The organism is Flavobacterium sp. LC2016-13 (assembly GCF_009707955.1).
Classification (GTDB): domain Bacteria; phylum Bacteroidota; class Bacteroidia; order Flavobacteriales; family Flavobacteriaceae; genus Flavobacterium.
On sequence record NZ_WMDQ01000009.1, the window covers coordinates 140,063 to 165,709 of the forward strand.

Sequence of the window (25,647 nt, forward strand, 5' to 3'; positions counted from 1 at the left end):
TTTTTTATCGTTTCAAACTAAAATGTCCTCTAAATTCAGTTCCGTTTAATCGGGTTACAGTAAACCAATAATCAGACGAAGGTTCATTTTGACCAATATAAGTTCCATCCCAGGAAGTATCTGTGGTCAATTCTTTGATGAATTTTCCGTAACGATCAAATATTCGAATTCCAGTATTTGGAGCCAAATATGCAAAATCGATTGTCCAGGTATCATTATATCCATCATTATTTGGAGTGAAGAATTTCGGAAACGGAAGTTCATCAACATAATTAATACAATCTCCTGTAGTTGCTTCTAAGATTTGAATTTTAATTGTAGCTCTGTCACTTTCACAACCATCAATTGTTTGTGAAGCATAATAGGTATTTCCGTTTTCAAGCGGTGTCGATTCAGATAATTCAATTCCTGTGGTTAAGTCATTATACCATCTTATATTTTCTCCGTCGATTTTTATGCTTTTTAGCTTTGCATTCTGTTGTACGCAAAAAGTTTGAAAAGAATCCATAATTGGAGGTTCTGTATCCTGAATTTTTATAGTAATTACCAATCTTTCACTTTCGCAATTATTAAGCGTTTGACTAGCGTAATAAATACCATTTTGTAAAGTAGCTGTATTTGATAAAATATTTCCGGCTATTGGAGAATCATACCATTTGATGGACGTTCCGGTTATTTTAATATCGTTAATGATTGCATTTTCATAAATACAGAAAATCTGTTTGTTGTTTCCAATTGGCAAAGGTGTATCATAAATCCTAATCGTAATTGGAATTCTTGCACTTTCACATCCAACAGTTTGAGAAGCATAATATGTATTATTATTTTGCAATAATGTAGTATTTGCCAATACAGCTGAAGAAGAATTAGAATCGTACCATTTAATATTTTGACCAAAGACGGAAATAGTATTTAAAGTCGCTTTCTGACTTTTACAAAAAGGTTGATTTGGATTCCCTGTAGGAGCAGAAGGCGTATTTGTAACAGAAACTGTAACTCCAAATCTTTGGCCTTCACAACTATTTAGAGTTTGCGAAGCATAATATGTTTTACCATTTTGAAGATTGGTTGTGGCTGGTAAAAGATTTCCATTTACAGCAGCATCGTACCATTTTATAAGATCGCCATTAATCTGAATATTTGCAATTGTTGGATTTTGTCCAGAACAAAAAGGCTGGTTTGCATTTCCTGTTGGAAGAGATGTATTCTGAATATTAATTTTTACAGCAACTCTTTCACTTTCACAACCGTTTATAGTTTGTGAAGCGTAATAAGTTATTCCGTTTTGAAGTAAGGTCGTTTTTGGTAAAAGTGTTCCTCCGGTCAAAGCATCATAAAACTGTATGTTTTGACCTGTCGCACTAATATTACTTAAAGTTGCATTTTGTTGAATACAGAAAGTTTGAGGGCTAACTAAAGCAGGTTTTGGAGTAAAATTTGTAAAAGGAGTAATGGTAACGGTGGTTGCAGTTGAAACACAACCGTTATTATTCTTGATCTTAATAAAATAGGTTTTAGGGTCAAGATTTGATTTCATTGCAGTTGTAGTCCAGCTAACACCATCATCGAAACTATATTCTGATGCTGCGTCGGTAATTGTAATAGCGCCTTTAAGATTATTGCAGTCAGGCTGTATAGTTGTAAATTTAGGATTACCCGGATAATCAGTTGGAGCATTAATGGTTGTAGATAATGGAGCAGACTCGCAGCCACTACTATTTTTAACACGAACCATATAGGTTCCAGCTACTAAATTTCCTGAATTAGGATTGGCTGAATAATTTTTACCATTGTCAAAACTATATTGATCAGCAGTACTTGTAATTAAAATTGAGCCAAATGGATTGCTGCAAGTAATAGGTTGAGTAATATTTAAAGCTGGAATTGCGGGAGCATTTGGCGCTGCATTGATGGTTGCTTTATACGCAATAGATTCGCAGCCATTTGTGTATTTTATTCGGATAAAATAAATTCCGGGAGATAAACTGGCACTATTGCTGGCTTTCCAGGTAAGACCATCGTCAAAACTATATAGATTAGCAACCGTAGAAACCATAATGTTACCTGTAGGTGAATTACAGCCAATTGGGTTTGTTACTACAACTTGTGGTGCATCAGGAATTACAGGTGCAGCTTGTATAGTGACAGGTGCCGCAAGAGAGATACAACCCGAATTATATTTAATCATCAAATTATAGGTTCCTGCAGAAAGATTAGATTTTGTATTGGATGTCCCATACGTGATTCCGTTATCAAAACTATAAAAATCGGCTACGGTATTAATTGAAATTGATCCTGTAAAATCGGTGCAATTGGGTTGAACTGCTGTAAAGGCAGGAGCTGAAAGCGGTGACAATGGTGAAATCGTGACCGGAGCAGCATCTGAAATACAACCCGCTAAACTTTTAATTTTTATGAAATAAGTACCCGGAGAAAGATCTGTTTTTGTATTAGAAAAAACGTAGGTTAATCCGTTATCATAGCTATAAGTTGCTGCATTTGTTGTAATGGTAACAGAGCCTTTTGACGAACTGCAATTTGGCTGAGCAGTAGTAAAAGCAGGAGCTGCAATTGTACTGCCAGAACTCAAATTGACAACAGTTGTTGATGATTCACAACTATATGAATTTGTTTTGATTTTAATAATATATGTACCAGCCCCTACATTTATTTTCGTCGGACTTGTTGTCCAACTATTTCCATCATTGAAACTATAACTTATTGCTGATGTTGTTATAGTGATGCTTCCATCAGTCGCGCCGCAGGAAGAAGGTTGAACTATCTTTACAGCAGGTGCAGCAGGAATTGTGGGAGGAGTATTTATATAAACATAACTGCCGTAAGATGTACAGCCCAAAGTGTTTTTTATCAGTACATTGTACGATCCACCTGCTAAATTTTTCTTTACAGGATTTGTAGTCCAGGTTGTTCCTCCATCAAAACTATATTGATCTGCGGCAGTATTTATTATTATAGTACCAGTAGGAGTACTACATGTGGGTTGAATAGTAGATACATTTGGTGATGAAAGGTAATATTTGTTTATATAAATATATTGTGAATTTGATTTACAACCCTTTGCATTTTTAATAAGAATATTATAAGACGAACTTACAGGATTTAATAAAATTGGATTTGTAGTCCAAGTGGTGCCTCCATCAAAACTATAACTGTCTGCAGGAGTAGTAACAGTTATGCTTCCTCCATTTCCGCAGCTGGGCTGTACTACTTTTATATTTGGATCGGGAAGATAATAAGGATTGATTGATATTGATAAACCATAAGATTTACAACCTGCTGCATTTTTTATCATAATGTTGTAATAACCAGAAGTAAGTCCTGAAAGAACTGGGTTAGTTGTCCAGGTATTGCCATTATCAAAGCTATAAGAACTTGCAACTGTTGCAATAGTAATACTTCCGTTGATACCACAGGTTGGTTGTATAAATATAAAATCCGGATTAGGTAAATAATATTGTTGTAGGGTAACGTATGTACCGTAAGGGTTAGATGTACACCCGGAAGTATTTTTTACTAACAAATAATAATAAGTGTTTGTACTTAGATTCGTAAATACAGGATTAGTGCTCCAGGTTTTACCTCCATCTATACTGTATTGTGCTGCAGTTGAAGTAAAGGTTATACTTCCTCCAACTCCACAGGTAGGTTGTGTTGTTTTAAAAGTGGGAACTGGAAGATAAAATTCTTCAAGCCATACCGAGTTTGAGTTAGAAACACAACCTTGAGCATTTTTGATCATTGGATAATAATATCCTGTTGAAAGATTCGAAAAAAGAGGATTTGTACTCCAATTTGTCCCGTCAAGACTATAAAAGCTGGCAGTTGTATTAATTTTAATACTTCCTTTTGTTCCGCATGCTGGCTGAACGATGGTTAAATTAGGCTGTGCTAACTTCGAATTATCCATATAAATGGAAATGTAATTGGATGTACAATTACCTTTTTTTATCATTAAATAGTAAGATCCCTGGCTTAAATTATTAAAAATATTACTTGTACTCCAGGTTGAACCATAATCGATACTGTAAAAATCTGCAGTTGTGTTGAATGTAATATTGCCAATATTTCCACAACTTGGATTGGTAACTGTATAATCTGGATTAGGAAGTCTGGCATCGTTAATTGAAACACTTACAGAGTTAGAAACACACCCTAAATTGTTTTTTATTGCAATGTTATAATATCCATAAGAAGTAAGATTTGATAAAGAAGGAGAAGTTCCCCAGGTATAACCTCCGTCAAAACTATATGAACTAGCAGCTGTATTTATTTTAATGCTGCCCGAGGACGTACAAGTGGGCTGAACAACGGTATAATCGGGTATATCTATATTCGGATTATTTAAGTAAATACCATTTGGATAAGAGGTACAGCCAAGATTATTTTTTATAATTATGGTATAAATACCGGGAGGTAATGATTTAGAATTAACAGTTGTCCAGGTTGCACCATTGTCAAAACTATAAAAATCGGATAATGAGTTTATAGTGATTTTTCCGTTTACACCACAAGTTGGCTGTTCCGTGGTAATAATTGGCGGATTCAAGTAAGGCTGATTTAAATAAACATAATTAGCAGCACTGATACATCCCGCGCTGTTTTTTATTTTTATTTGATAGTTTCCAAAAGGTAAAATTTTAACATTATTGCTAGTCCAAGTTACCCCATTATCAAAACTATACGAATCTGCTACTGTAGTAATAGTAATGCTGCCATCTGTTCCGCAAACAGGTTGTTCAGTTGTATATTGAGGATAGAAATCTTTAAAATCATTTAAATAAGCATAAGTGTAATAAGAAGTACAGCCTAAAGCATTTTTAATTCCTAAAGAATAGCTTCCTGCATTTAAATTACTCATTGTGTTGTTTGTAACCCATGTGGTTCCTCCATCAAAAGTGTAAAAATCTGAAAGAGTATTAATTGTAATACTTCCTTTTACTGTACAAGCAGGTAATACGATTGTATAGGTTGGAGTTTCTAGCGTATTACTGCTGATGAGTACATTGTTTGCCGACGAAATACAACCTTGTAAATCTTTGGTACGAATTTTATAATTTGCAGGTAAAAGATTGTTAGCAGTAGAATTATTTCCCCAAGTTGCACCATCATCAAAGCTATAGTATGCAGCTGGAGTTGTGATGGTAATACTTCCTTTATCTCCGCAAAATAATGGATTGTTATAACTGTAATTTGGATACAAAGTAGAAGCAGCTGTAATAGTTACACTTTGAGAATAGGAAGTACAGCCATTTACGGTCTTTATTTTTACTAAATAGGTTCCAGGATATAAATTACTTTTTGTATCGCTTGTGACCCAGGTTGAACCATCATCAAAACTATATTGTGATGCTGGTGAAGTTACTTTTATTGTTCCTGTAGCGACAAAACAAGAAGGCTGCGTAATCTGCAAGATAGGAGAAACAGCAGTTTGACTTGGTTCGATAGTAACACTTGCATTGCTGGTGCATCCAAAAGAATCTGTGACAGTAACAGAATAATCTCCTAACGAAGTTACCGTAATACTTTGCGTAGTTCCTCCTGTATTCCATAAATACGAAGATCCGGGAGAAGAAGTTAAAACAGTGCTTCCAGAGCAAACATTTAGAATACCTGTAATATTTGCTGTGGGATTTCTTACCTCTAAATTGGCAGAAATTATTTTGTAGCAAGTTGCATCCCTGCTCACACGAACAAAAATAGAAGCACTTGAACTTGGATAACTTGTAAAATTGGTGATAGCATTTAAGTTAGATTCTGCCTCGTTGTAATTTTTGAAATAACTAAAATTTAAACCCGCAGTAGAAGGAACCATTAAAGAGTTTAATGTAGACAAATTAAAATTTTCATTTCCATCATGATTTGCATCACATTGCGATATTTTGGCAGTAGTTACGTTAATAGTACAACTTGAAGAGCAATTCAAAAAAGAAATATCCCAACCAGGATTTGCGTCAGGATCTATGGCAGAATTAAATGTGGTTCCTGCGCAAGAAGTACCGGAAATGTCATAATCGACCTGTACGCCTACATTATAATTAGCATTTGTAATATTTGGAAAATCACCGGTTTTTAATGTAAAACAAAATTTTTTATTTGTCGTATCTAAGCTTGAGGTAGTCGATGTGCTATATACGGATACATTATTGCTGTTGTAAACATTTAAAGTGATTTTTTTCACTGATGCAGAAATTCCTCCAGAATTTGGAATAGTATAAGTACCACACACTGAAATCGGTAAAGTTGGACAAACTTTATTCAAAGGATCAAGTTCTATAGAACCTTGCAAGTTTTCTGCGGAATGTAAGATGCAAACATCATCAACATACATATACCCGAAATGCCCGCCCAATCCACATCTTGAAGCCATAAATTCAACAGTAAATTCTTCATTATTGGGAATTGATGAAATGTCTAATATTCCTGATTGCCAATTGGTAGTATATAAAGTAACATAATCAGAAGCCTGACTCGGAACCTTGCTGAAAATGCAATTTTTTTCATCTCCTACCAAACAAAATTCACTGACAACGGTCTTATTTTTATCTAAAATCCGTGCTTTTACAAAAGCTTGATTATCAGTATGACTATTATCGTAAACACTTTGTAATACTGCTTTGTAGTTAAATTTTAGATAATTTTCATTATTTGTTTTAAACCTTTTGCCCTGAACAATAGAACCATAAGTAGAGGAGTTCTCATAATTAATTTTAAGAGCATATTGATCAAATGCTTTAATGTCTCCTATATATGGATCAACCAAATTGGCAGAAACACCAGTTGCCATAATGTCCATGTTATTAGGATTATAGCGATTGATGTATGAATCGGCAGTATTGGTGATCGATCGGCATTGCGTTGGTCCGGGAGGATCACCAATTGTGCAAAGAAAATTCTTTAAATAACTGCTCCCGTTTATAGTTTCATATTGCTCAAAACCTCCATTAGTACACATTTCAACTCCTTGAAGAGTAGCAGCTGATTTTGAAGTCAAATTTCCATCTTTTGAATTCAAAATCATCTTTTTTAATTCCAGCATTTCTGCTTTCATTTTTTCTTCCCTAATTTTCAAAAATTGTTTTTGCTGTTCCAAATTTTGAATGAGATGACCATTCTTATCTTCTAATAAAAAATTATTAGACGAATTCGGATTAATTTCTTGTGCAAAAACACAAGTACATTTGATAAAAACAATAAATAAGAGTAAAGTTCTAAGCTTCATTTAGGAAAATTTTGTAGGCAAATATAGCCAAAAAACTAACCTTTAAAGGCGGGAAAAAAAATGTTTTTGTAAGTTTTGTGTCAATAATAAAAACATAAAATATTTAGTGATGTTAGCCGAATAATTAGGATTTATTTCTTTTGTCAAATAATTCTAAATATCTCGTATTTTTGCAAAAAATATTCCTGTTGAAAACCAAACTCTTCGTCATAACGCCTCCATTTACGCAACTGAATACACCATATCCGGCAACTGCGTATATAAAAGGATTTTTAAACACAAAAAATATCGAATCTGTTCAGGCAGATTTAGGTATCGATGTGATTTTGGAGTTGTTTTCTAAGAAAGGTTTGATTGATTTGTTTGAGGTTTCAAGTTCAAAGTTTCAAGTTTCAGGTTCTGAAGTTTCAGATAATTCAAAACGTATTTTTGCTTTACAGGATGAATACATCAAGACTATTGATGCCGTAATTCAGTTTTTGCAAGGAAAAAATCCAACATTAGCATTACAAATTTGTCAGGAAGATTTTCTACCCGAAGCCTCTCGTTTTGCACAATTAGAAGAACTCGACTGGGCTTTCGGAACAATGGGAACGCAAGACAAAGCAAAACATTTAGCGACTTTATATCTCGAAGATATTTCAGATTATATTGTAGAATGTGTCGATGATAATTTTGGCTTTAGCCGATATGCGGAACGTTTGGGGCGAAGTGCAAATTCTTTTGATGAATTGTACGAAGCTTTGCAACAGCAACCAACCTACATAGATTCAATTTTGATCTCGATTTTAAAAGATAAAATTGAAAAAGTAAATCCAACGCTATTTTTAATTTCAGTTCCCTTTCCGGGAAATTTATACAGCGCTTTTCGATCTGCACAATGGGTAAAACAGAATCATCCGGAAATTAAAATTTCGATGGGCGGAGGTTTTCCAAATACTGAATTACGCTCACTTTCTGATGCTCGTGTTTTCGAATTCTTTGATTTTATTACGTTAGATGATGGAGAAGTTCCGATAGAAGAATTAATTTTCAATCTCGAAAATCCAAATGCTGTCACTTCGAACGAAAACGAGAAGCGGTACAAAAGAACTTTTCTTTTAGAAAACGGAGAAGTCGTTTATAAAAATAATTCCCTGAAACACGATTACAAACAAGCCTACGTAGGAACGCCTGATTATTCTGATTTGCCTTTGGATAAATACATTTCGGTTATCGAAATCGTAAATCCGATGCATAGAATGTGGAGCGACGGACGTTGGAATAAGCTCACAATGGCACACGGATGTTATTGGGGAAAATGTACTTTTTGTGATATTTCATTAGATTACATAAAAGTATACGAACCGGTTGCAGCCAATTTGCTTTGTGATCGAATGGAAGATATGATGCTTCAAACAGGACAAAATGGTTTTCATTTTGTCGATGAAGCCGCTCCACCAGCGTTGATGCGTGCTTTGGCACTCGAAATTTTACGCCGAAAATTAGCCGTAACGTGGTGGACCAATATTCGTTTTGAAAAAAGTTTTTCTAAAGATTTATGCCTATTGCTAAAAGCTTCGGGTTGTATTGCCGTTTCCGGAGGTTTAGAAGTAGCTTCAGATCGATTATTAAAATTAATTGATAAAGGCGTAACAGTTGAACAAGTCGCAAAAGTGACCCGAAATTTTACCGAAGCCGGAATTATGGTTCATGCGTATTTAATGTATGGATATCCAACGCAGACGATTCAGGAAACCATAGACAGTTTAGAAATGGTACGTCAGCTGTTTGAAGCCGGAATTCTGCAATCTGGATTTTGGCATCAATTTGCAATGACGGCTCACAGTCCGGTTGGATTATATCCTGAGAAATTTGGCGTTACAAAAAAAACAGAAGCTATTGGAACTTTTGCCAATAATGATATCGATTATACTGATTCTACAGGAATCAATCATGACAAATTTAGCTTCGGATTAAAAAAGTCTCTTTTTAATTTCATGCACGGAATCTGTTTTGATTACGAACTGCAAGATTGGTTCGACTTTAAAATTCCGAAAACCAAAATCGATCCCGATTTTATTTTTAATGCACTCGAAGAAGGAAATGATTTCAACACAAAACCAAATGCAAAAGTGGTTTGGTTAGGAGGAAAACCTTCTGTAGAACATTTTACAAAATCTAAAAAAGGAAGAACCTGGGAAATGATGACTTTTACCTTTCACGATAAAAAAGAAAGTTTCAATATTCAAACTAATAAAAATGAAGGTGAATGGTTGGTAGAAATCTTAACGAAAATTACGATTGCAAATGCTAAAAATTATACTTTTCAGGAAGTCAAAAATGATTTCGAAACGCAATTAGAAGATTTTGAATTGTTTTGGTATTCTAAGCCCATTAACACTTTACGCGAGTTTGGGTTACTTGTTTTGTGATTTTTGTATTTCTTTGAAAAGCAACAATACAAACCTATAAAAAATATATGAATTTTCTTATTTTTGTTTAAAATATGAATTAATGTTTATACAATTTCAGGAAGGTTATCACACTTATTATATTTATATCATAACCAATAAAACGAAAACAGTATTTTATACAGGTGTTACTAATAATTTAAGAGAAAGATTAAATCAGCATAAGGACAATATTTTAGTGAAAAATAAAACGTTTGCTTCAATCTATAATATTCAATTTTTACTTTACTATGAAAAGTTTACCTGGATTCAGGAAGCAATTGCTCGTGAAAAAGAAATTAAAGGCTGGAGAAGAGATAAAAAGCTCGAATTAATAAAATCAATAAATCCTGATTTTGAATTTTTGAATTACTTATTTGAATAATGTTACGGAGCTACTTGCGGAGACTCCTCCTCCGTCGGAATGACAAATCTTTGTAAATAATTTATTTTGATGCAGAAAGACGCGCAGAATGTCATTCCGACGGAGGAGGAATCTCCGCAAGTAACTCGATAAAGATTAGGAAAAAAAACGGGTTTCAGATTCTGAAAAACAATTTGTTTTTTAATAAAAACTAATAACTAACACTTTCCCCATCCTCAGGAATCGACACCTTCGACAAAAGATTATGCTCTGTCAAAGCAAGTCTTAAATGAGATCGGGTTGTCGGGCAATGATTTAAAGCTTCCAGGTGATTCGCAAAAATCTGACTTGGAGCCAATGCAACAAATTTCAAAATATCATTCATTCTCATCAATAAAGGCTGACCAATATCAAGCCTTGCAGTACCGCACGCCACAACAGCAATTTCAGGTTTATATTCTACCAAAACTTTTTGTACGTGTTCTGTAAAAACAGTATCTGAACTAACATAAATTGATTTTTCATTAGGCAATTCAATATGAAAACCCATCACATTTCCCATTAGTTTGGCGATAAATCCATAACCATGAATGGCAGGAATTCCAATAATTTTACCATCTAAAAAAGGTTCAGGTTTCCAATAATCCAAAGTTTGAGTAATGTTTAAACCTCTTTTTGTCAGCTCTTTTTCATCTTTAATACTGCAAATTACCGGAATGCTTTTTCTTCTCAAAAAAACTTCACCTGCTTTATCAATATGATCAGGATGTAAATGTGTAATCAGGCAATGCGTAACTTTACTCAAAATATCCCGACTGTTTTTGGGTAAAGCTACAAGCGGATTTCGTTTGGGTTTATATCTAAATAAGGTAAAAGGCGGAATCGTTTTTCTTTTTCCTAACATAGGATCAACCAAAATAACATGTTGATCTGTTTCTATTACTAAAGTAGCGTTTCGTAAATGATACAATTTCATATTGGAAGATTTAGATATTAAAAATACGAAATTTTAAAATAATTATTGTCAAGAAATTACATCTTAAAACGAAAACCAACTCCATGAATGTTTTCTATAGCAATTTCTTTTTCATTAATTAAGATTTTACGCAAGCGGGAAATAAAAACATCCAGACTTCGTCCCATAAAATAATCATCATTTCCCCAAAGAGCCGAAAGGATTTTTTCTCTTTTTAAAACCATATTTTTATTATCAAAAAATAATTTCAAAAGCTCAGCTTCACGTTGAGTCAGACCTATTTTTTCGTTTTCATTAAAAAGAAAGAAATTTTCAAAATCAAATTGATATTGACCAATTTCATAAATCGGATTTTCGATCAGGTTGTTTTTCTGGGATCGCTTCAGGAAAATTTCGATTTTCAATAATAATTCTTCAATACTAAACGGTTTAACCAAATAATCATCGGCACCCAAACGCAAACCTTTGAGGCGATCTTCCTTTAAAGTTTTGGCCGAAAGAAAAATAATCGGAATATCAGTATTGCTTTTTCTTATTTCTGTTGCCAGTTCAAAACCATCCATTTTAGGCATCATGATATCAAGAATACAAATATCAAAATCTTCCTCTTCAAAGGCTTCCAGGCCAGATTTTCCATCACGGCAATGAATTACTTCGTAGTTGTTTTGTTCCAGGTTGTCTTTCGTCAGAAACGCTAATGTTTCATCATCTTCGGTATAAAGAATTTTAAAATTTTTCATTTTTTATAAGGAATTGATAAGGCGATAGTCACACCTTTTAGATCATTATTTAGGGCATTTATTTTCCAGTTTTGCAAATTGCAAATTTCTTTTACATAATATAAGCCAAGACCAAAACCATTGACTTCGTTGCTTTTTTCATTTTGAATACGATAGAATTTATCAAAAATAAAAGAAAGATTTTTAGACGAAATTCCAATTCCGTTATCGATAAAAGCCAATTTTAATATTTCATTTTCTAATGTAATTCGAATCGTGATTTCAGGCTTTTCATTGCAATATTTTACAGCATTATCGATCAGATTGTAAACTAAGTTGGTGAAATGAAAAATATCCGTTTCAATTTTAATATCAATTAAATCCGTTTCAATTTTAATGTTTGCTTCAGGATATTTTAAAACAATATTTTCAATAGTTTCTTCAATAACAGGAACAATCAAAATCGATTCTTTTTTTAATTCTAATGTCTTATAATCAGATTTAGCGACATTTAAAATTTTCTCAATATGATGGTTTAATTTATGGCTTTGCTTAATAATAATATCGGTATAAGTAAAAAGCTTTTTGTCTTCTTTAATCGGATTTTGTTCAATTAAATATTTAGAAGCAATTAAAATGGAAGACAAAGGCGTTTTAAATTCATGCGTCATATTATTAATAAAATCACGCTGTAATTCTGAGTATTTTTTTTGCTGTAAAAGTGTAAAAATCGAATACACATAAATCAATAAAATAAGGATCAGCGCCATGGAAAGTACAAACCAAAAACGCATCGAACTAAACAAATAAGTAGTTTCATTGGGAAAACGAACCGCAAAATAATAGACTAGATTTTTATGTTTCGGAAAATAAACAGATTGCTTTCCTCTTCCTTTTTCAGATAATGAAATATAATTTCCATAAACCATTTCGTCGCTTTGGCAATTATACATTGCATATTCAAAATCAGTCGTAATATTCATTTTTTTGAATTCTGTTTTTAGATAAAATTCTAAAATATCAGGTTCAAAGTCATTATCGACATTTACAATATAATAGTCATTGGCTATTTTTCGAACAGGATTTTGCGCCGGCAATTCGTGATTCGTGCCTTCATAAAGTTTTTTGGCAACTTCAAGTAAAGCAATATGGGCTTTTTGGCTGAGTTTTTTTTGCTCTAAAGTAAACGCTTCTTTTGTCCAAAGCAATTGCGCAACCAAGATACTTATGATCGCAATAAGTCCTAAAAGAATGATACTATTGAGTTTATTTATTTTCAAAAATTGGGGCGTTTAAAAAGTGAATATAGTCAAAATTTAAATTAAAAACACCGCTTAACAAGTCGTTAACAAACATTTGAAACCGCTTAACAGCTAATTGATTTTAACTCAATTACTTTTGGTATAGAAAATTTAACTATAAACCATTAAAAAAATCGACTATGAAAATTATTAAAATTTCGATGTTAGCTTTAGCTTTAGGATTAATGTCTTTTTCAGCAATAGCACCAGTTAAAACATTAGTTTGCAAAAATGGAAATACAGCAATTGCAGCTTCAACAATAGTTTGGAAAGCAGAAACAGTTGATGTTGGAGAAATTCCGCAAGGAACACCAAAAGCAATTGTTTATGAATTTAAAAATACAGGAAAAACGGCTATCGTAATTACAACAGTTCAGGGATCTTGCGGTTGTACAGCAACAGATTATACTAAAGAACCAATTTTGCCTGGTAAATCAGCAAAAGTAACCGCTACCTATAATGCAGCTAACAAAGGTGCTTTTACTAAAACAGTTACCGTAACAACAAGCGCTGAAACTGCTCCAAAAATCCTAACTTTAAAAGGAACAGTTATTTAAATAAAAGGTTGATTATAAAGGGAAAAACTCCAGATATGTAATGTGTCTGGAGTTTTTTTATGTGTTTTATTAGAATTATTTTGATTCGGTTTTATTTCGAAATCACATCAATACATTTATAAAAACGGTTGGTGTAATGTTCTGTTGCAAGAGAAGTGATCGTAACACTGTTTACTTTTCCTGAAGAAGCATGTATAAACTTTGACTGCATGCCATTAGCCTCGCAAATAATACCAAGATGACCAACGACAGTTCTGTCCTTGTATCCGTAAAAAACTAAAATATCGCCAACTTTAAAATCTTCAGGATTTAAAGCAGTTCCTAAATTTTTATAACCACTAGAGCTTCTTGGTAAATTTAGGTTGAAATTTTTAAAAACGTAACTCACAAATCCAGAACAATCAAATCCTTTTTTGGGATCATTTCCGGCATATAAATAAGGAGTGCCTAAATAATTTTTAGCATAATCAACAATAGAATCGCGATTGATTTCAGTTGATATTTTCTCAATTTGATGAATCATCGGTTTGTTTTCTTTTTTACATGTAAAAGAAGAAACTAAAATTGAAACGAATACTATAGAGATATATGACTTCATCTTGAAATTATTTTTTTGGCTAAAACCGATTTATGCTGTTCAAAATTTTTGAACCTTTTTTATAAAGATAAACTGTTGCTTTTGAAAATCAAAGCAATAGTTGTTATGACTTTTAAGAACGAGACTATAACGTAAAAAAAGCCTTGATTATTTTGGTGTTTTTTTATTGTCTTTTGATATTTTAGTATCTTTTTGGAAACCATATTTAAAATATATTTGTGAATCACATTTAGATTTTAACGAATAAATTATGTTTCTAAAAAAAATAGCCCTTTCAATTTTGTTTTTGTTGATTTCGATAGTTTCGACTTCGCAAAGCAAAACAAATACATTTGTTTACGAAGGACGAATTGAAAAACTTTCCAATAACAATGTGATTTTAATTGGAACAGCTTCTTCTGTTTCTTTTAATTTTACAGGAACTGAATGTTCAATTTCACTTCAAAGTGTTGATTCGTATGAACATCATAATTATGTTTCTTTAGTTTTAGACGGAAAATATATTGGTAAATTAAGAATTGAAAAAGGTGCAGTTCAATCTTTTCCAATAAAAACTACGGCTAATAAAAAAATCCATAGACTTGAAATTTATAAAAACACCGAAGCTCAAAGCGGAAATATTTTATTTGCCGGAACAAGCGCCAAACTGACTTCAATTGCTTCAAAAAAGAAAAAGAAAATCGAATTTATTGGTGATTCTATTACTTGTGGCGCAGCAAGTGATTCTGTTGATTGTGATAAAGGAGAATATCACGACCATCATAACGGATATTATGCCTATGGTCCAGTGCTTTCAAGAGAAATTGGAGTTGATTATTTAGTAAGTTCAGTTTCCGGAATTGGAATGTACCGGAATTGGAATGATGAAAATAAAGACGAAGCTATAATGCCCGATGTGTACCAGAATTTATATTTGACCAAAGATAATTCTAAACCAAAATATGATTTTGCCTTTCAGCCAAATATTATAAGTATTGCATTAGGAACCAATGATTTTTCTGGTGGAGACGGAAAGAAAGAGCGCTTGCCTTTTAATGCAGAAAAATACGTTTCAAACTACATCGATTTTATAAAGATGTTATACAAACACAATCCGAATGCGCAAATTGTAATTACAAATAGCCCGATGGTCAATGGTGAAAGAGCAATAGTTTTTGAGAATTGTTTAAATAAAGTAAAAAACGCTTTCGCGGAAGATAAAATCCATAAACCAATCTTGATTTTTAAATTTAAACCAATGACGCCAAAAGGATGTTTAGGGCATCCTGATGTTGCCGATCATAAAGTTTTGGCAGCTGAATATGCTCCGTTTTTAAAAAAATTACTAAATGAAAAATAATATATTTAAGTTTGTTTTCTTTCTATTGATTTCCAGTACTATGATGGCAAACGTGACACTTCCGAATATTTTTGGCGATAATATGGTTTTACAACGCAATTCTGAAGTGAAAATTTGGGGTTGGGCAAATCCAAAAGAAGAAATCAAATTGGTTTCGAGCTGGAACAATCAGGAATATAAAGTCGTTGCCAATAATCAGGCGCAATGGGAACTTCATATCAAAACACCTGAAGCCGGCGGACCGTTCACGATTTCTATAAAAGGATATAACGAAGTTATTCTTAAAAATATTTTGATTGGAGAAGTTTGGGTTTGCGCCGGACAATCTAATATGGAAATGTCTGCAAGCTGGGGAATCGATAATGGAGAAGAAGAAACAAAAAATGCTACGAATTCTAATATTCGTTTTTTCACCGTTCCAAAATTAACAGCAACAACTCCCCAAAATAATTTATCTGGAAACTGGGTTGAGTCGACTCCCGAAACCATGAAATATTTTAGCGCCATTGGTTATTTTTTTGCAAAACGTTTAAGAGAGGATTTAAAAAATGTGCCAATCGGATTAATCTCATCGAATTGGGGCGGAACTCCTGCTGAAATCTGGATGCCGGAAGAAGTGGTTCAAAATGATACTGTTTTGTTAGAAAATGCCAAAAAGCTAAACGAACAAGAATATGGACCACGCCAACCCGGACGTGCTTACAATGCTATGATTTACCCAATTGTGGGTTTTAAAATTGCCGGAACTTTATGGTATCAGGGAGAATCTAATGTTGGTTCTTTGGTTTATGATAAAACGTTGTCAGCCTTAATTACGTCCTGGAGAAAGGTTTGGAATGATGAATTTCCTTTTTATTTCGTTCAAATCGCGCCTTATAAAACCGGAAGCAATAATTTCTCGAATGTCACAGTAAGAAATTCTCAAAGAAAAATTTTAAAAGAAGTTCCGAAAACCGGAATGGTGCTGACTTCTGATATTTCGGATACGATTGATATTCATCCAAAGAATAAAAAATCGGTTGGAATTCGTCTGGCAAATTTGGCTTTGACCGAAACTTATCGAGTCAATTCAAATTTGGTAAATGGTCCGCTTTTTAAAGAAATTAAAATCGATAAAAACAAAGTTTTGGTTTCATTTGATTATGCTGAAGGTTTATATTTCAAAAATAAAATTTCGAATCAGTTTGAAGTGGCTGGAGCCGATGCTATTTTTTATCCGGCAGAAGCGTCGATAAAAAATAATGAAGTGATTTTAGTGAGCAAAAAAGTTTCGAATCCTGTAAAAGTGAGATTTGCTTGGGGAAATACAATTCAGTCGGATTTGTTTAATAAAGCGAATTTACCTGCTTCTTGTTTTATTACGGAATAGGAGATTAGGAGAATAAAGAGTAAAGAAGAAAGATTTTATATTTTTTGTGTCATTTCGAGGAACGAGAAATCACATCCAGAGAGCAACGAACCGGAATTCCGTTATGTGATTTCTCGCTCCTCGAAATGACACAAAATGTGCATTTTTAAGCTTATAATATACTTTGTGCCTTAGTGTCTTTGTGGCAAAAAAAACTAACTCAACCATGAAAAATAAAAAAATAATAACCATTGGGATTTTCGCCCTTTTTACTGTTGGAAATATGAATGCACAGAAAAAACCTTATCTGGATAAAAATAAAACCATTGAACAGCGTATTAATTTGCTTTTGCCTTTGATGACTTTAGAAGAAAAAGTGGGGCAAATGAACCAATATAATGGTTTTTGGGATGTAACAGGACCAGCTCCAAAAGGCGGAACTGCTGAATTAAAATACGAACATTTAAGAAAAGGATTGGTTGGATCGATGTTAACGGTTCGTGGTGTAAAAGAAGTTCGCTCCGTACAGAAAATCGCGGTTGAAGAAACCCGTTTGGGAATTCCGTTGATTATTGGTTTTGATGTAATACATGGTTATAAAACGTTAAGTCCAATTCCTTTGGCAGAAGCGGCGAGTTGGGATTTAGAAGCCATTAAAAAATCAGCGGCGATTGCGGCAGATGAAGCTTCGGCATCTGGAATTAACTGGACTTTTGGACCAAATGTAGATGTTGCAAATGATGCGCGTTGGGGGCGTGTGATGGAAGGTGCAGGAGAAGATCCTTATTTGGGAAGCAAAATTGGTTATGCGAGAGTGAAAGGTTTTCAGGGTGAAACCATTGCTGATTTGGCTAAAGTAAATACCATTGCAGCCTGTGCGAAACACTTTGCGGCGTATGGTTATGTTGAAGCGGGATTGGAATATAATATTGTCGATATCAGTAATTCTAAATTGTATAATTCGGTTTTGCCTCCTTTTGAAGCGACAGTTGAAGCCGGAGTTCGTACGTTTATGAATTCGTTTAATACGTTGAATGGCGTTCCGGCGACTGGAAATGCATTTTTGCAAAGAGATATTTTAAAAGGGAAATGGAAATTTGACGGATTTGTAATTTCAGATTATGCGTCGATTCGTGAAATGATCGCGCACGGTTATGCAAAAGACGAAGCCGATGCAACAGCAAAGGCGGTGAATGCAGGTTCTGATATGGATATGGAATCGTATTTGTATGTAGCAAAACTGGTTGATTTGGTAAAATCAGGAAAAGTAAAAGAAGCTTTGGTTGATGATGCCGTTCGCCGAATTCTTCGTGTGAAATTTGAATTGGGATTATTTGATGATCCGTATAGATATTGCGATGAAAAACGCGAAAAAGAAGTTATTGGAAGTAAAGCCAATAATGATGGTGTTTTGGATATGGCGAAGAAATCGATCGTTTTATTGAAAAATGCTTGTCCGCCGGGGCGGAAAGAGAATCTGCTTCCACTAAAGAAATCAGGACAAAAAATTGCTTTGATTGGCGCTTTGGCAAACGATAAAAACAGTCCGCTTGGAAGCTGGAGAATTGCTGCCGATGATAATACAGCTGTTTCGGTTTTAGAAGGAATGCAGCAATATAAAGACAATCAATTGGTTTTTGAAAAAGGTGTTGATTTGTTGTCACAAAAAGCAACGTTTTTAACCGAAACCGTTTTTAACACAACAGATAAAAGCGGATTTGAAGCTGCAAAAACAGCGGCGAAAAATGCTGATGTTGTTGTAATGGTTTTAGGCGAATACGGATTTCAAAGTGGAGAGGGAAGAAGCAGAACTGATTTGAATTTGCCAGGATTACAACAGGAATTATTAGAAGAAATTTATAAAGTGAATCCGAATGTTGTTTTGGTTTTAAATAACGGTCGTCCGTTGAGTATTCCGTGGGCTGCAGAAAATGTTCCTGCAATTGTAGAAGCTTGGCAATTAGGAACGCAGACAGGAAATGCAGTTGCGCAGGTTTTATACGGAGATTATAACCCAAGTGGGAAACTGCCAATGTCATTTCCTAGAAATGTGGGTCAGGTTCCAATTTATTATAATAAATATAGTACTGGAAGACCAATTGACAGTGACAAAAATGTTTTTTGGTCGCATTATATGGATGTGGAAAAAACACCTCAATTTCCTTTTGGTTTTGGATTGAGTTATACAACATTTGATTATAAAGATTTAAAAGTAAATAAAATCGCTTTTGCAAAAGGAGAAAAAGTTCAGGTGAGCGTTGAGGTTACGAACTCTGGAAATTACGACGGAAAAGAAGTAGTTCAATTGTATATTCACGACAAATTTGCCAGTATCGTTCGCCCAATAAAAGAATTGAAAGGTTTTGAATTGGTGAATTTGAAAAAAGGAGAAACGAAAACCGTAACTTTTACTCTAACGAATAAGGAACTTGGTTTTTATGATAACGAAGGAAATTATTTAGTAGAACCGGGAACTTTTAAAATTATGGTTGGAGGAAGTTCTGATAAAGGTTTGCAAAGTGGTTTTGAAATTAAAGACTAAAAGTTTTAATCTCGCAAAGACGCAGAGTCGCAAAGTTTAGTTTTTAAAAATAAGATTGAATAGCGTCCAGCTTTAGCTGGATGAAAATATAAACACAATCGAAAGGGCTTTAGCCAAACCTACAAAGTTTGGCTAAAGCCCTTTCTTATTCAAATCTTATTCCCCTAGCTGAAGCTAGGGGCTATTCAAAAGAAACTTTGCGACTCTGCGTCTTTGCGAGATTAAAAAAAGCATAACTTTTAAATTAATATCTTTTCATATTTTTCTACCTTTAAAACCTATAAAACTACAACCATTAAACAAAAACAATGAAATATAACAGATGTGGAAAAAGTGGGTTATTATTACCTGAAATTTCTTTAGGATTATGGCATAACTTCGGATCGGTAGATAATTTTGATAATGCCGAAAGTATTGCCGTAGAAGCTTTTGATAAGGGAATTACTCATTTTGATTTAGCCAATAATTACGGACCGGTTCCGGGTTCTGCAGAAACTAATTTTGGTAAAATTTTGTGGCATAACTTTCAGGGAAATTTGCGTGATGAAATCGTAATTTCTACAAAAGCAGGTTACACAATGTGGGACGGACCTTATGGAGACTGGGGTTCTCGTAAATACTTACTATCAAGTTTAGATCAGAGTCTTAAAAGAATGAAGGTTGATTATGTCGATATTTTTTATTCGCATCGTCCTGATCCTGAAACTCCAATTGAAGAAACAATGGCTGCGCTGGATTATGCCGTAAGAAGTGGAAAAGCTTTGTATGTTGGAATCAGTAATTATTCTGCAGAAGAAACTCGAGTTGCGGTAGATGTTTTAAAACAATTAGGAACGCCATGTTTGATTCATCAGGCAAAATATTCGATGTTAGAACGTTGGGTTGAAAATGGTTTGTTAGATGTTCTGGAAGAAAAAGGAGTGGGCTGTATTGCATTTTCGCCTTTGGCACAAGGACTTTTAACTGATAAATATCTAAACGGAATTCCGGAAAACTCCAGAGCGCATAATCCAAACGGACATTTGAAAGAAGATGAGGTTACGGAAGAACGTATTCAGAAATTAGTTCAATTGAATGAAATTGCTCAGAATAGAAATCAATCTTTGGCGCAAATGGCCTTAGCATGGTTGATGAAAGACAAGCGAATAACTTCAGTTTTAATTGGCGCTAGTTCTGTAAAACAGTTGAATAATAATATTGATTGTTTACAAATTTTTGATTTTACATCAGATGAATTGAACGCGATTGAAAAGATTTTATCGTGATTTCACTATAGTTTAAAATCTAATAAAAATGGGACAATTTGTCCCATTTTTTTATTTTATAATCATCGCCAATCCGCCGCCACTTGCTAGTCGATATTTTAATTTTGTTGTCGAATCAACGGTTATGATTTCTCTTTTATAATCTACTGCAGCTTTATCAGCGTTTAATCCGTCAGAGAAAATCTCGGCTTCGAATTTTTTGCCTTTTTCAAGGAAAGAAAAATCAATTGTAATTTCTCTGGAGTCCCAATTTGTAATTGCGCCCAAATACCAAGTAGATTCTTTTTTTCTGGCGATTGTCACAAATTTTCCAACTTCGCCATTTAAGGAAACGGTTTCATCAAAAGTAGTTGGTATTTTAGCAATAAAATCAGTGCTTTCCTGTTCTTTCATATAAGCTGTCGGGCTATCGGCCATCATTTGCAAAGGCGCTTCAAAAATCGTGTAAAGCGCTAATTGATGGCATCTTGTTCCCTGACTTACCGGATTTGAGTGACTTGGTTTGAATTCGCTTTTGGTTGCATTTCGCATTGCGCCCGGCGTATAATCCATTGGGCCGGCCATCATTCTGATAAACGGAATCGTGCAATCATAAAGCGGAACATCATCATTTGGTGTCCATTTATTATTTTCTAAACCTTTTACGCCTTCAAAATTCAGAATATTTGGAAAAGTTCTCTGAATTCCGGTTGGTTTATACATTCCGTGAAAATCCAAAAGCAATTTATGATTGGCTGCTTTTTGGGCAATATCATAAACTGAATTCACCATTTTAGCATCGTCTCTGTCAATAAAATCAACTTTAAAACCTTTGATACCAAGTTTTGCGTAGTTTTCAAAAACGCCATCTATATTGTTATTCAAAGCCATCCATGAACTCCATAAAATAATACCAACGTTTCGTTCTTTTGCGTAGGCGATTAAAGCTTCTAAATCCACATTTGGATTATGTTTCATGATGTCGGTTTCTACGCTCCAGCCTTCATCTAAAACAACATATTCAACTTTGTTTTTAGAGGCAAAATCGATGTAATATTTATAGGTTTGTGTATTAATTCCGGCTTTAAAATCAACATTATAAATATTCCAGTCGTTCCACCAATCCCAAGCGACTTTTCCGGGTTTTATCCACGAAATATCTTTGACTTTTGAAGGTTCGGATAATTTCTGCACCATATCATTATTGGCTAAATCCGAATCATTTTCAGAAATTACAATCGCTCTCCACGGAAAAGTTCGTGTTCCTTTTGTTTTAACCAGATAATCGGCTCTTTCGGTAATTAATTTGTTGAGGTAATTAAATCCACCGTTTGTCTCCTGAAGTGGATATTTAGAAAAACGAGATTCAAAACCTGATTTTGTTTTATTATTTGTGACAAATAATCCCGGATAATCTTCGAGATTAGCTTCCAGAAAAACGGCTTTTTTGTGGTTTTTATAATCAATTAAAAAAGGTAAAAAGGCAAGAGTATCTTTAGCAAATTCGCTTATTTTTTTGTTTTCATAATGTGATTCAAACGAAGAAATAAAAGGATCTTTCGGATTTCGTAAATCACGTACATACGGCATTAAAGTATTATAATCCTGATCGAAATTCAAAACAACTTCTTCGGATTTTACGGTAATATCTTTTTTCTTTTTAGTAATAAATCGATAGGCGGAGCCATCGTCAAAAGCACGAAATTCAATGCTAAAATCATTTTTAAAATTTAAAGTAAGCTGATTGTATTTGTTCTGAACGGATTTCTTTTTGTAAAACGGAGTTTCAAATGAAGTATTTACATTTTCTTTTTTTGAATTTAAAACAATGGCATTTTTTCCTAAAATAGCATTTTCATTCAAAGCCATTGACATTTCAGAAGGTGCGAGAATCAAATCTTTTTCATGTAAAATCGTCCACGTTATTTTTTCGTTCACAGCGATTTTAACTTCGATTTTTCCGTTAGGAGAATTCAAAATAAAGTCTTGTTTTTTCTGTGAGAAAGAAAAATTAACGAATAGTAAACAAAAAAGAATAAGTGTTTTTTTTATGGTGTGTTTTTTCATCAAATTTCGATTTTGTAATTACGTAGAGGCGCACAGCAGTGCGTCTACGTCCAGTTTATGTTCAGGATATTCTTTGCGCATAAGACGCACTGCTGTGCGTCTCTACGGAAAATAGGAATGAATTCTATTTTTATTTTTTCAATTTCAAATTATAATCTTTTACAATTTTCAATGTCGATTTATCCGTAGAAAAAACAGAATTTAATCCTTGAGGTTCTTGCGGAGGATCTGTTGTTAACGGATCGCCGGGATTCCATTTTCCATTTTCATTAACGGCTTTTCCTTCGCCGCCAAACCCCCAGAAATTTGCCGCCTGCAACGGGCCATTATTTTTAACACTTTCGGCAACTCTGTTAAAAATGTAATTATAAAAAATATCTCTGTTCGCTACAGATGAAGTTGCTAATAAACTTTCATTTTCTCTTCCTAAACCAAATTCTTCAATAATAATTGGGCGCTTTAAATTGTTTGCCACTTTTACATGTTCGTCAATATATTTTCCGGCATTTTCTAAAGTTGTTGGCAATGTATTTTCTGCATTATCAGCTTTAAACCAATTCCAGTTTTTTGGCCAAATATGCATCGTCAAATAATCAATATTCGGATTCTGATGTGTGCGTTCAAAAATTTCCATACTGTCATTTGAACTGTTTTTACCTTCAGAACCTGTCGAAATTAAGTGGTTTTTGTCAAGGCTGTCAATTAAATCGACGATGTTATTTAACCAAACTGTAAATTTTGTTTCGTTTTCTACCGTAAAAAGTCTTGGTTCATTCCCAACTTGCCACGCCATAATGGTATTGTCTTCGGTGTATTTCTTTTTCGAATATTTATTAGTTCTTCCAATAATAAATTTTACATGATTCTCTAAAGCTTTCATACAAGGCTCACAACTGTGAAATTGTTCTGTATACGACATGAATTCGGGCCAAGTATTTGGTGGAATCGCAGGAACCGGAATCGCGCCTTTTCCATTCCATTCTAAATATTGCGACATTCCGCCAGACCATTCCCAATTATTAGTCAAATACAAAACCGCATACATTTTACGTTTACGCATTTCGTTTATCAAAAAATCAAGTCCGTCAAGTAAATCTTCATCGTATTTTCCTTGCTCATATTGTAACGCCGGACGAACCGTAAAATCATATTTTCCGCCATCGCCGCCAACGAGAATTCTTAAATTATCAATTCCGTTTTTGTGTAATAAATCAAGTTCACGAAGCAGTCTTTTTCTATCGCCTACTTTTTTAGAAGCTAATAAACTTCCGTACCAATAATTGGTTCCAATGTAAGCATAAGGTTTGTTGCCTTTATAGAATTGTGTTCCTTTAACCGTAATTCTTTCTTGTGACTGACAAGCGATTGCAGAAAGGATTAGCATTAATCTGAAGGTTTTTTGAAAGATGTTTTTCATTATTTATTTTTTTTGGAGCTATTTCCTGCTATCCGTTTCAATCTTTTGTGCCTCCCGAAGCCTCGGGACCGGCACAAAAGGATTTCCACTTCTATCAGGGCTAGGACTTTACGTTTTTTAAGAAGCTTTTGAATTTCATAATCTTATCATTTCGAAGAATATAACGGATTTACAGTTCGTTGCTCTCTGGATGTGATTTCTCCTTCGTCGAAATGACACAAATACGTTTAGTTTGTCAACTAATTAAACATAATATTATTTCGGTAATTCATACATCTTCGGTAAAGAATTCAATAATGCTGATTTTGGTTTTGTGGCAAATGTTTTAAAATCACTTGCGTTCGACACAGCACCATTCGGAACATAATAGCCATCTTTAGTATTATTCCAAAACATGACATAACTTATCGATATAATTTGAAGATCAAAAGTTGGATTATTATTTAATACACTGTATAAGTTGGTCGAAAACCAATTGGTAACTGGTGGCGTTGTTGCGTTAACCTGATATCCGGTTTCGGTTAAAGCGGCAATTTTTACTTTATCGAGAGCTATATTTGAGACCATTTTAAGTTTGGCATTTGCAGTATTAACTCCTGTGCTTCCTTGGTTGTTTAAGTCGCCATAATTGTCCATTCCTAAAATATCAACATAACTGTCTCCGGGATATCGGCTTAAATAAGTTTCTCTTGTTAAATAGGAGTTGTCAGGAGAAAAAGCATATAAAATATTGTGAACGCCTTTTGTAGTTTTTAAATAATCAACTGTAAACTGATATGCTTTTTTATAATCGTCCGGAGTACAAAAATTTGCTCCCCACCAAAACCAGCTTCCATCGAATTCATGAAAAGGCCTGAAAATTATCGGAATCAATTCGCCGTTTGCGCCTTTTAAATTCGAAACTACACTGGCAACTTTATCTAATTTTTTCTTGTACCATTCGTGATTTGTTCCGCCAGGTAAAATACTTTTAAATGCGGTTGCCTTTTGGTCTGCAGTCATATCGGCTGCATAAAACGAATCTTCATTATTTGGTTCTCTCAAATGCCATGAAAATGTATTAATCATACCTTTTGCGTAAGCGGCTTTTGCATCGCTGGTAATTTTTTGTTCTTGCTGATAAAACCAATTATCTGACTGATTGTTATTGTTTTTATCGGTAATAAACATAAAATCTGATCCTAAAACTGCGGGATCGTAACCTGTATTTTTCTTGATGTCAGAATCTCCTCCAGCATCTTGATAAAAACTATTAAAAGCATCTTGTTGCCCAATCGCAACTTTGGTTTTGGATAATCTTTTTAAATTATAAAATAAAGCTACAGTTTCTTTGGTAGCATTGGCGTCGACCATATAATTTGTGACATTTTTTGTGGTCATGGCATCAACTTCTGTGGGCGGATCAACGATGACTTCATCACTTGTATTATTGTCTGAAGAACAACTTACAAACGCTAATATCGATAAACTTATAAATGCTATTTTGAGAAATGTAGTTTTCAT

Annotated in this window: 15 protein-coding genes; 7 read left to right on the forward strand and 8 right to left on the reverse strand. The window is 33.8% G+C overall.

From position 1 onward, the window contains the following. Positions 1–4: 4 nt before the first annotated feature. Entirely contained in the window at positions 5–7,240 is a 7,236-nt protein-coding gene (locus GKZ86_RS18200; RefSeq protein WP_154784481.1) for a T9SS type B sorting domain-containing protein, read from the reverse strand. Positions 7,241–7,428: 188 nt separating this feature from the next. On the opposite strand from GKZ86_RS18200, the gene GKZ86_RS18205 reads away from it, so the two are divergent. Continuing rightward, a complete protein-coding gene (locus GKZ86_RS18205; RefSeq protein ID WP_154784482.1) occupies positions 7,429–9,654 on the forward strand; it encodes a radical SAM protein in 2,226 nt (741 codons plus the stop codon). 82 nt (positions 9,655–9,736) lie between these two features. Then, on the forward strand, positions 9,737–10,057 hold the full coding sequence (locus tag GKZ86_RS18210) for a GIY-YIG nuclease family protein (protein WP_154784483.1): 321 nt from the start codon (positions 9,737–9,739) through the stop codon (positions 10,055–10,057). A 190-nt stretch (positions 10,058–10,247) separates the two neighbouring features. On the opposite strand, the gene GKZ86_RS18215 is transcribed toward GKZ86_RS18210, so the two are convergent. Genes GKZ86_RS18215 through GKZ86_RS18225 form a run of 3 tightly spaced genes read right to left on the reverse strand, consistent with a single transcriptional unit; the run spans position 10,248 to position 13,011 of the window. Then, complete coding sequence (locus GKZ86_RS18215) at positions 10,248–11,012, reverse strand: MBL fold metallo-hydrolase (RefSeq protein WP_154784484.1); 765 nt, start codon at positions 11,010–11,012, stop codon at positions 10,248–10,250. Positions 11,013–11,068: 56 nt separating this feature from the next. Then, on the reverse strand, positions 11,069–11,752 hold the full coding sequence (locus GKZ86_RS18220; RefSeq protein WP_154784485.1) for a response regulator transcription factor: 684 nt from the start codon (positions 11,750–11,752) through the stop codon (positions 11,069–11,071). Next, on the reverse strand, positions 11,749–13,011 hold the full coding sequence (locus GKZ86_RS18225; RefSeq protein WP_154784486.1) for a sensor histidine kinase KdpD: 1,263 nt from the start codon (positions 13,009–13,011) through the stop codon (positions 11,749–11,751). Before GKZ86_RS18225 ends, GKZ86_RS18220 begins: the two co-directional genes overlap by 4 nt. A gap of 161 nt (positions 13,012–13,172) precedes the next feature. Here GKZ86_RS18225 and GKZ86_RS18230 point away from each other — a divergent pair, with 161 nt between their 5' ends. Then, complete coding sequence (locus GKZ86_RS18230) at positions 13,173–13,589, forward strand: DUF1573 domain-containing protein (RefSeq protein WP_154784487.1); 417 nt, start codon at positions 13,173–13,175, stop codon at positions 13,587–13,589. A gap of 91 nt (positions 13,590–13,680) precedes the next feature. On the opposite strand, the gene GKZ86_RS18235 is transcribed toward GKZ86_RS18230, so the two are convergent. Further along, on the reverse strand, positions 13,681–14,187 hold the full coding sequence (locus GKZ86_RS18235) for a C40 family peptidase (RefSeq protein WP_154784488.1): 507 nt from the start codon (positions 14,185–14,187) through the stop codon (positions 13,681–13,683). A 250-nt stretch (positions 14,188–14,437) separates the two neighbouring features. Between GKZ86_RS18235 and GKZ86_RS18240 the strand changes: the two genes are divergently transcribed. The 4 genes from GKZ86_RS18240 to GKZ86_RS18255 all read left to right on the forward strand — a co-directional run bounded on the left by GKZ86_RS18240 (position 14,438) and on the right by GKZ86_RS18255 (position 20,681). After that, a complete protein-coding gene (locus GKZ86_RS18240) occupies positions 14,438–15,526 on the forward strand; it encodes an SGNH/GDSL hydrolase family protein (protein WP_154784489.1) in 1,089 nt (362 codons plus the stop codon). Then, positions 15,516–16,895, forward strand: coding sequence for a sialate O-acetylesterase (locus GKZ86_RS18245; protein ID WP_154784490.1), 1,380 nt, complete (start codon positions 15,516–15,518; stop codon positions 16,893–16,895). Before GKZ86_RS18240 ends, GKZ86_RS18245 begins: the two co-directional genes overlap by 11 nt. Before the next feature lie 205 nt (positions 16,896–17,100). Next, positions 17,101–19,416: a beta-glucosidase BglX gene (gene bglX / locus GKZ86_RS18250; RefSeq protein ID WP_154784491.1), complete on the forward strand. Its 2,316-nt coding sequence runs from the start codon at positions 17,101–17,103 to the stop codon at positions 19,414–19,416. A gap of 308 nt (positions 19,417–19,724) precedes the next feature. Then, positions 19,725–20,681 carry an aldo/keto reductase gene (locus tag GKZ86_RS18255; RefSeq protein WP_154784492.1) on the forward strand — a complete coding sequence of 319 codons (957 nt, stop codon included), beginning with the start codon at positions 19,725–19,727 and terminating at the stop codon, positions 20,679–20,681. A 51-nt stretch (positions 20,682–20,732) separates the two neighbouring features. Here the strand turns inward: GKZ86_RS18255 and GKZ86_RS18260 are convergent, their stop codons facing one another. The 3 genes from GKZ86_RS18260 to GKZ86_RS18270 all read right to left on the reverse strand — a co-directional run bounded on the left by GKZ86_RS18260 (position 20,733) and on the right by GKZ86_RS18270 (position 25,647). After that, positions 20,733–22,727, reverse strand: a complete 1,995-nt coding sequence (locus tag GKZ86_RS18260) for a glycoside hydrolase family 97 protein (RefSeq protein ID WP_154784493.1) — start codon at positions 22,725–22,727, stop codon at positions 20,733–20,735. A gap of 130 nt (positions 22,728–22,857) precedes the next feature. Further along, the gene (locus GKZ86_RS18265) at positions 22,858–24,144 is read right to left on the reverse strand and encodes a cellulase family glycosylhydrolase (protein WP_154784494.1); all 1,287 of its coding nucleotides are present in this window, start codon (positions 24,142–24,144) and stop codon (positions 22,858–22,860) included. 255 nt (positions 24,145–24,399) lie between these two features. Continuing rightward, positions 24,400–25,647 carry a glycoside hydrolase family 26 protein gene (locus GKZ86_RS18270; protein ID WP_154784495.1) on the reverse strand — a complete coding sequence of 416 codons (1,248 nt, stop codon included), beginning with the start codon at positions 25,645–25,647 and terminating at the stop codon, positions 24,400–24,402.

Excerpts from the sequence above, each read along its gene's own strand:
- GKZ86_RS18235 (WP_154784488.1), bottom strand. The coding sequence starts at position 14,187 with ATGAAGTCATATATCTCTATAGTATTCGTTTCAATTTTAGTTTCTTCT.
- GKZ86_RS18230 (WP_154784487.1), top strand. The coding sequence starts at position 13,173 with ATGAAAATTATTAAAATTTCGATGTTAGCTTTAGCTTTAGGATTAATG.
- GKZ86_RS18220 (WP_154784485.1), bottom strand. The coding sequence starts at position 11,752 with ATGAAAAATTTTAAAATTCTTTATACCGAAGATGATGAAACATTAGCG.
- GKZ86_RS18260 (WP_154784493.1), bottom strand. The coding sequence starts at position 22,727 with ATGAAAAAACACACCATAAAAAAAACACTTATTCTTTTTTGTTTACTA.
- bglX (WP_154784491.1), top strand. The coding sequence starts at position 17,101 with ATGAAAAATAAAAAAATAATAACCATTGGGATTTTCGCCCTTTTTACT.
- GKZ86_RS18240 (WP_154784489.1), top strand. The coding sequence starts at position 14,438 with ATGTTTCTAAAAAAAATAGCCCTTTCAATTTTGTTTTTGTTGATTTCG.
- GKZ86_RS18255 (WP_154784492.1), top strand. The coding sequence starts at position 19,725 with ATGAAATATAACAGATGTGGAAAAAGTGGGTTATTATTACCTGAAATT.
- GKZ86_RS18210 (WP_154784483.1), top strand. The coding sequence starts at position 9,737 with ATGTTTATACAATTTCAGGAAGGTTATCACACTTATTATATTTATATC.
- GKZ86_RS18265 (WP_154784494.1), bottom strand. The coding sequence starts at position 24,144 with ATGAAAAACATCTTTCAAAAAACCTTCAGATTAATGCTAATCCTTTCT.
- GKZ86_RS18245 (WP_154784490.1), top strand. The coding sequence starts at position 15,516 with ATGAAAAATAATATATTTAAGTTTGTTTTCTTTCTATTGATTTCCAGT.
- GKZ86_RS18200 (WP_154784481.1), bottom strand. The coding sequence starts at position 7,240 with ATGAAGCTTAGAACTTTACTCTTATTTATTGTTTTTATCAAATGTACT.
- GKZ86_RS18215 (WP_154784484.1), bottom strand. The coding sequence starts at position 11,012 with ATGAAATTGTATCATTTACGAAACGCTACTTTAGTAATAGAAACAGAT.
- GKZ86_RS18270 (WP_154784495.1), bottom strand. The coding sequence starts at position 25,647 with ATGAAAACTACATTTCTCAAAATAGCATTTATAAGTTTATCGATATTA.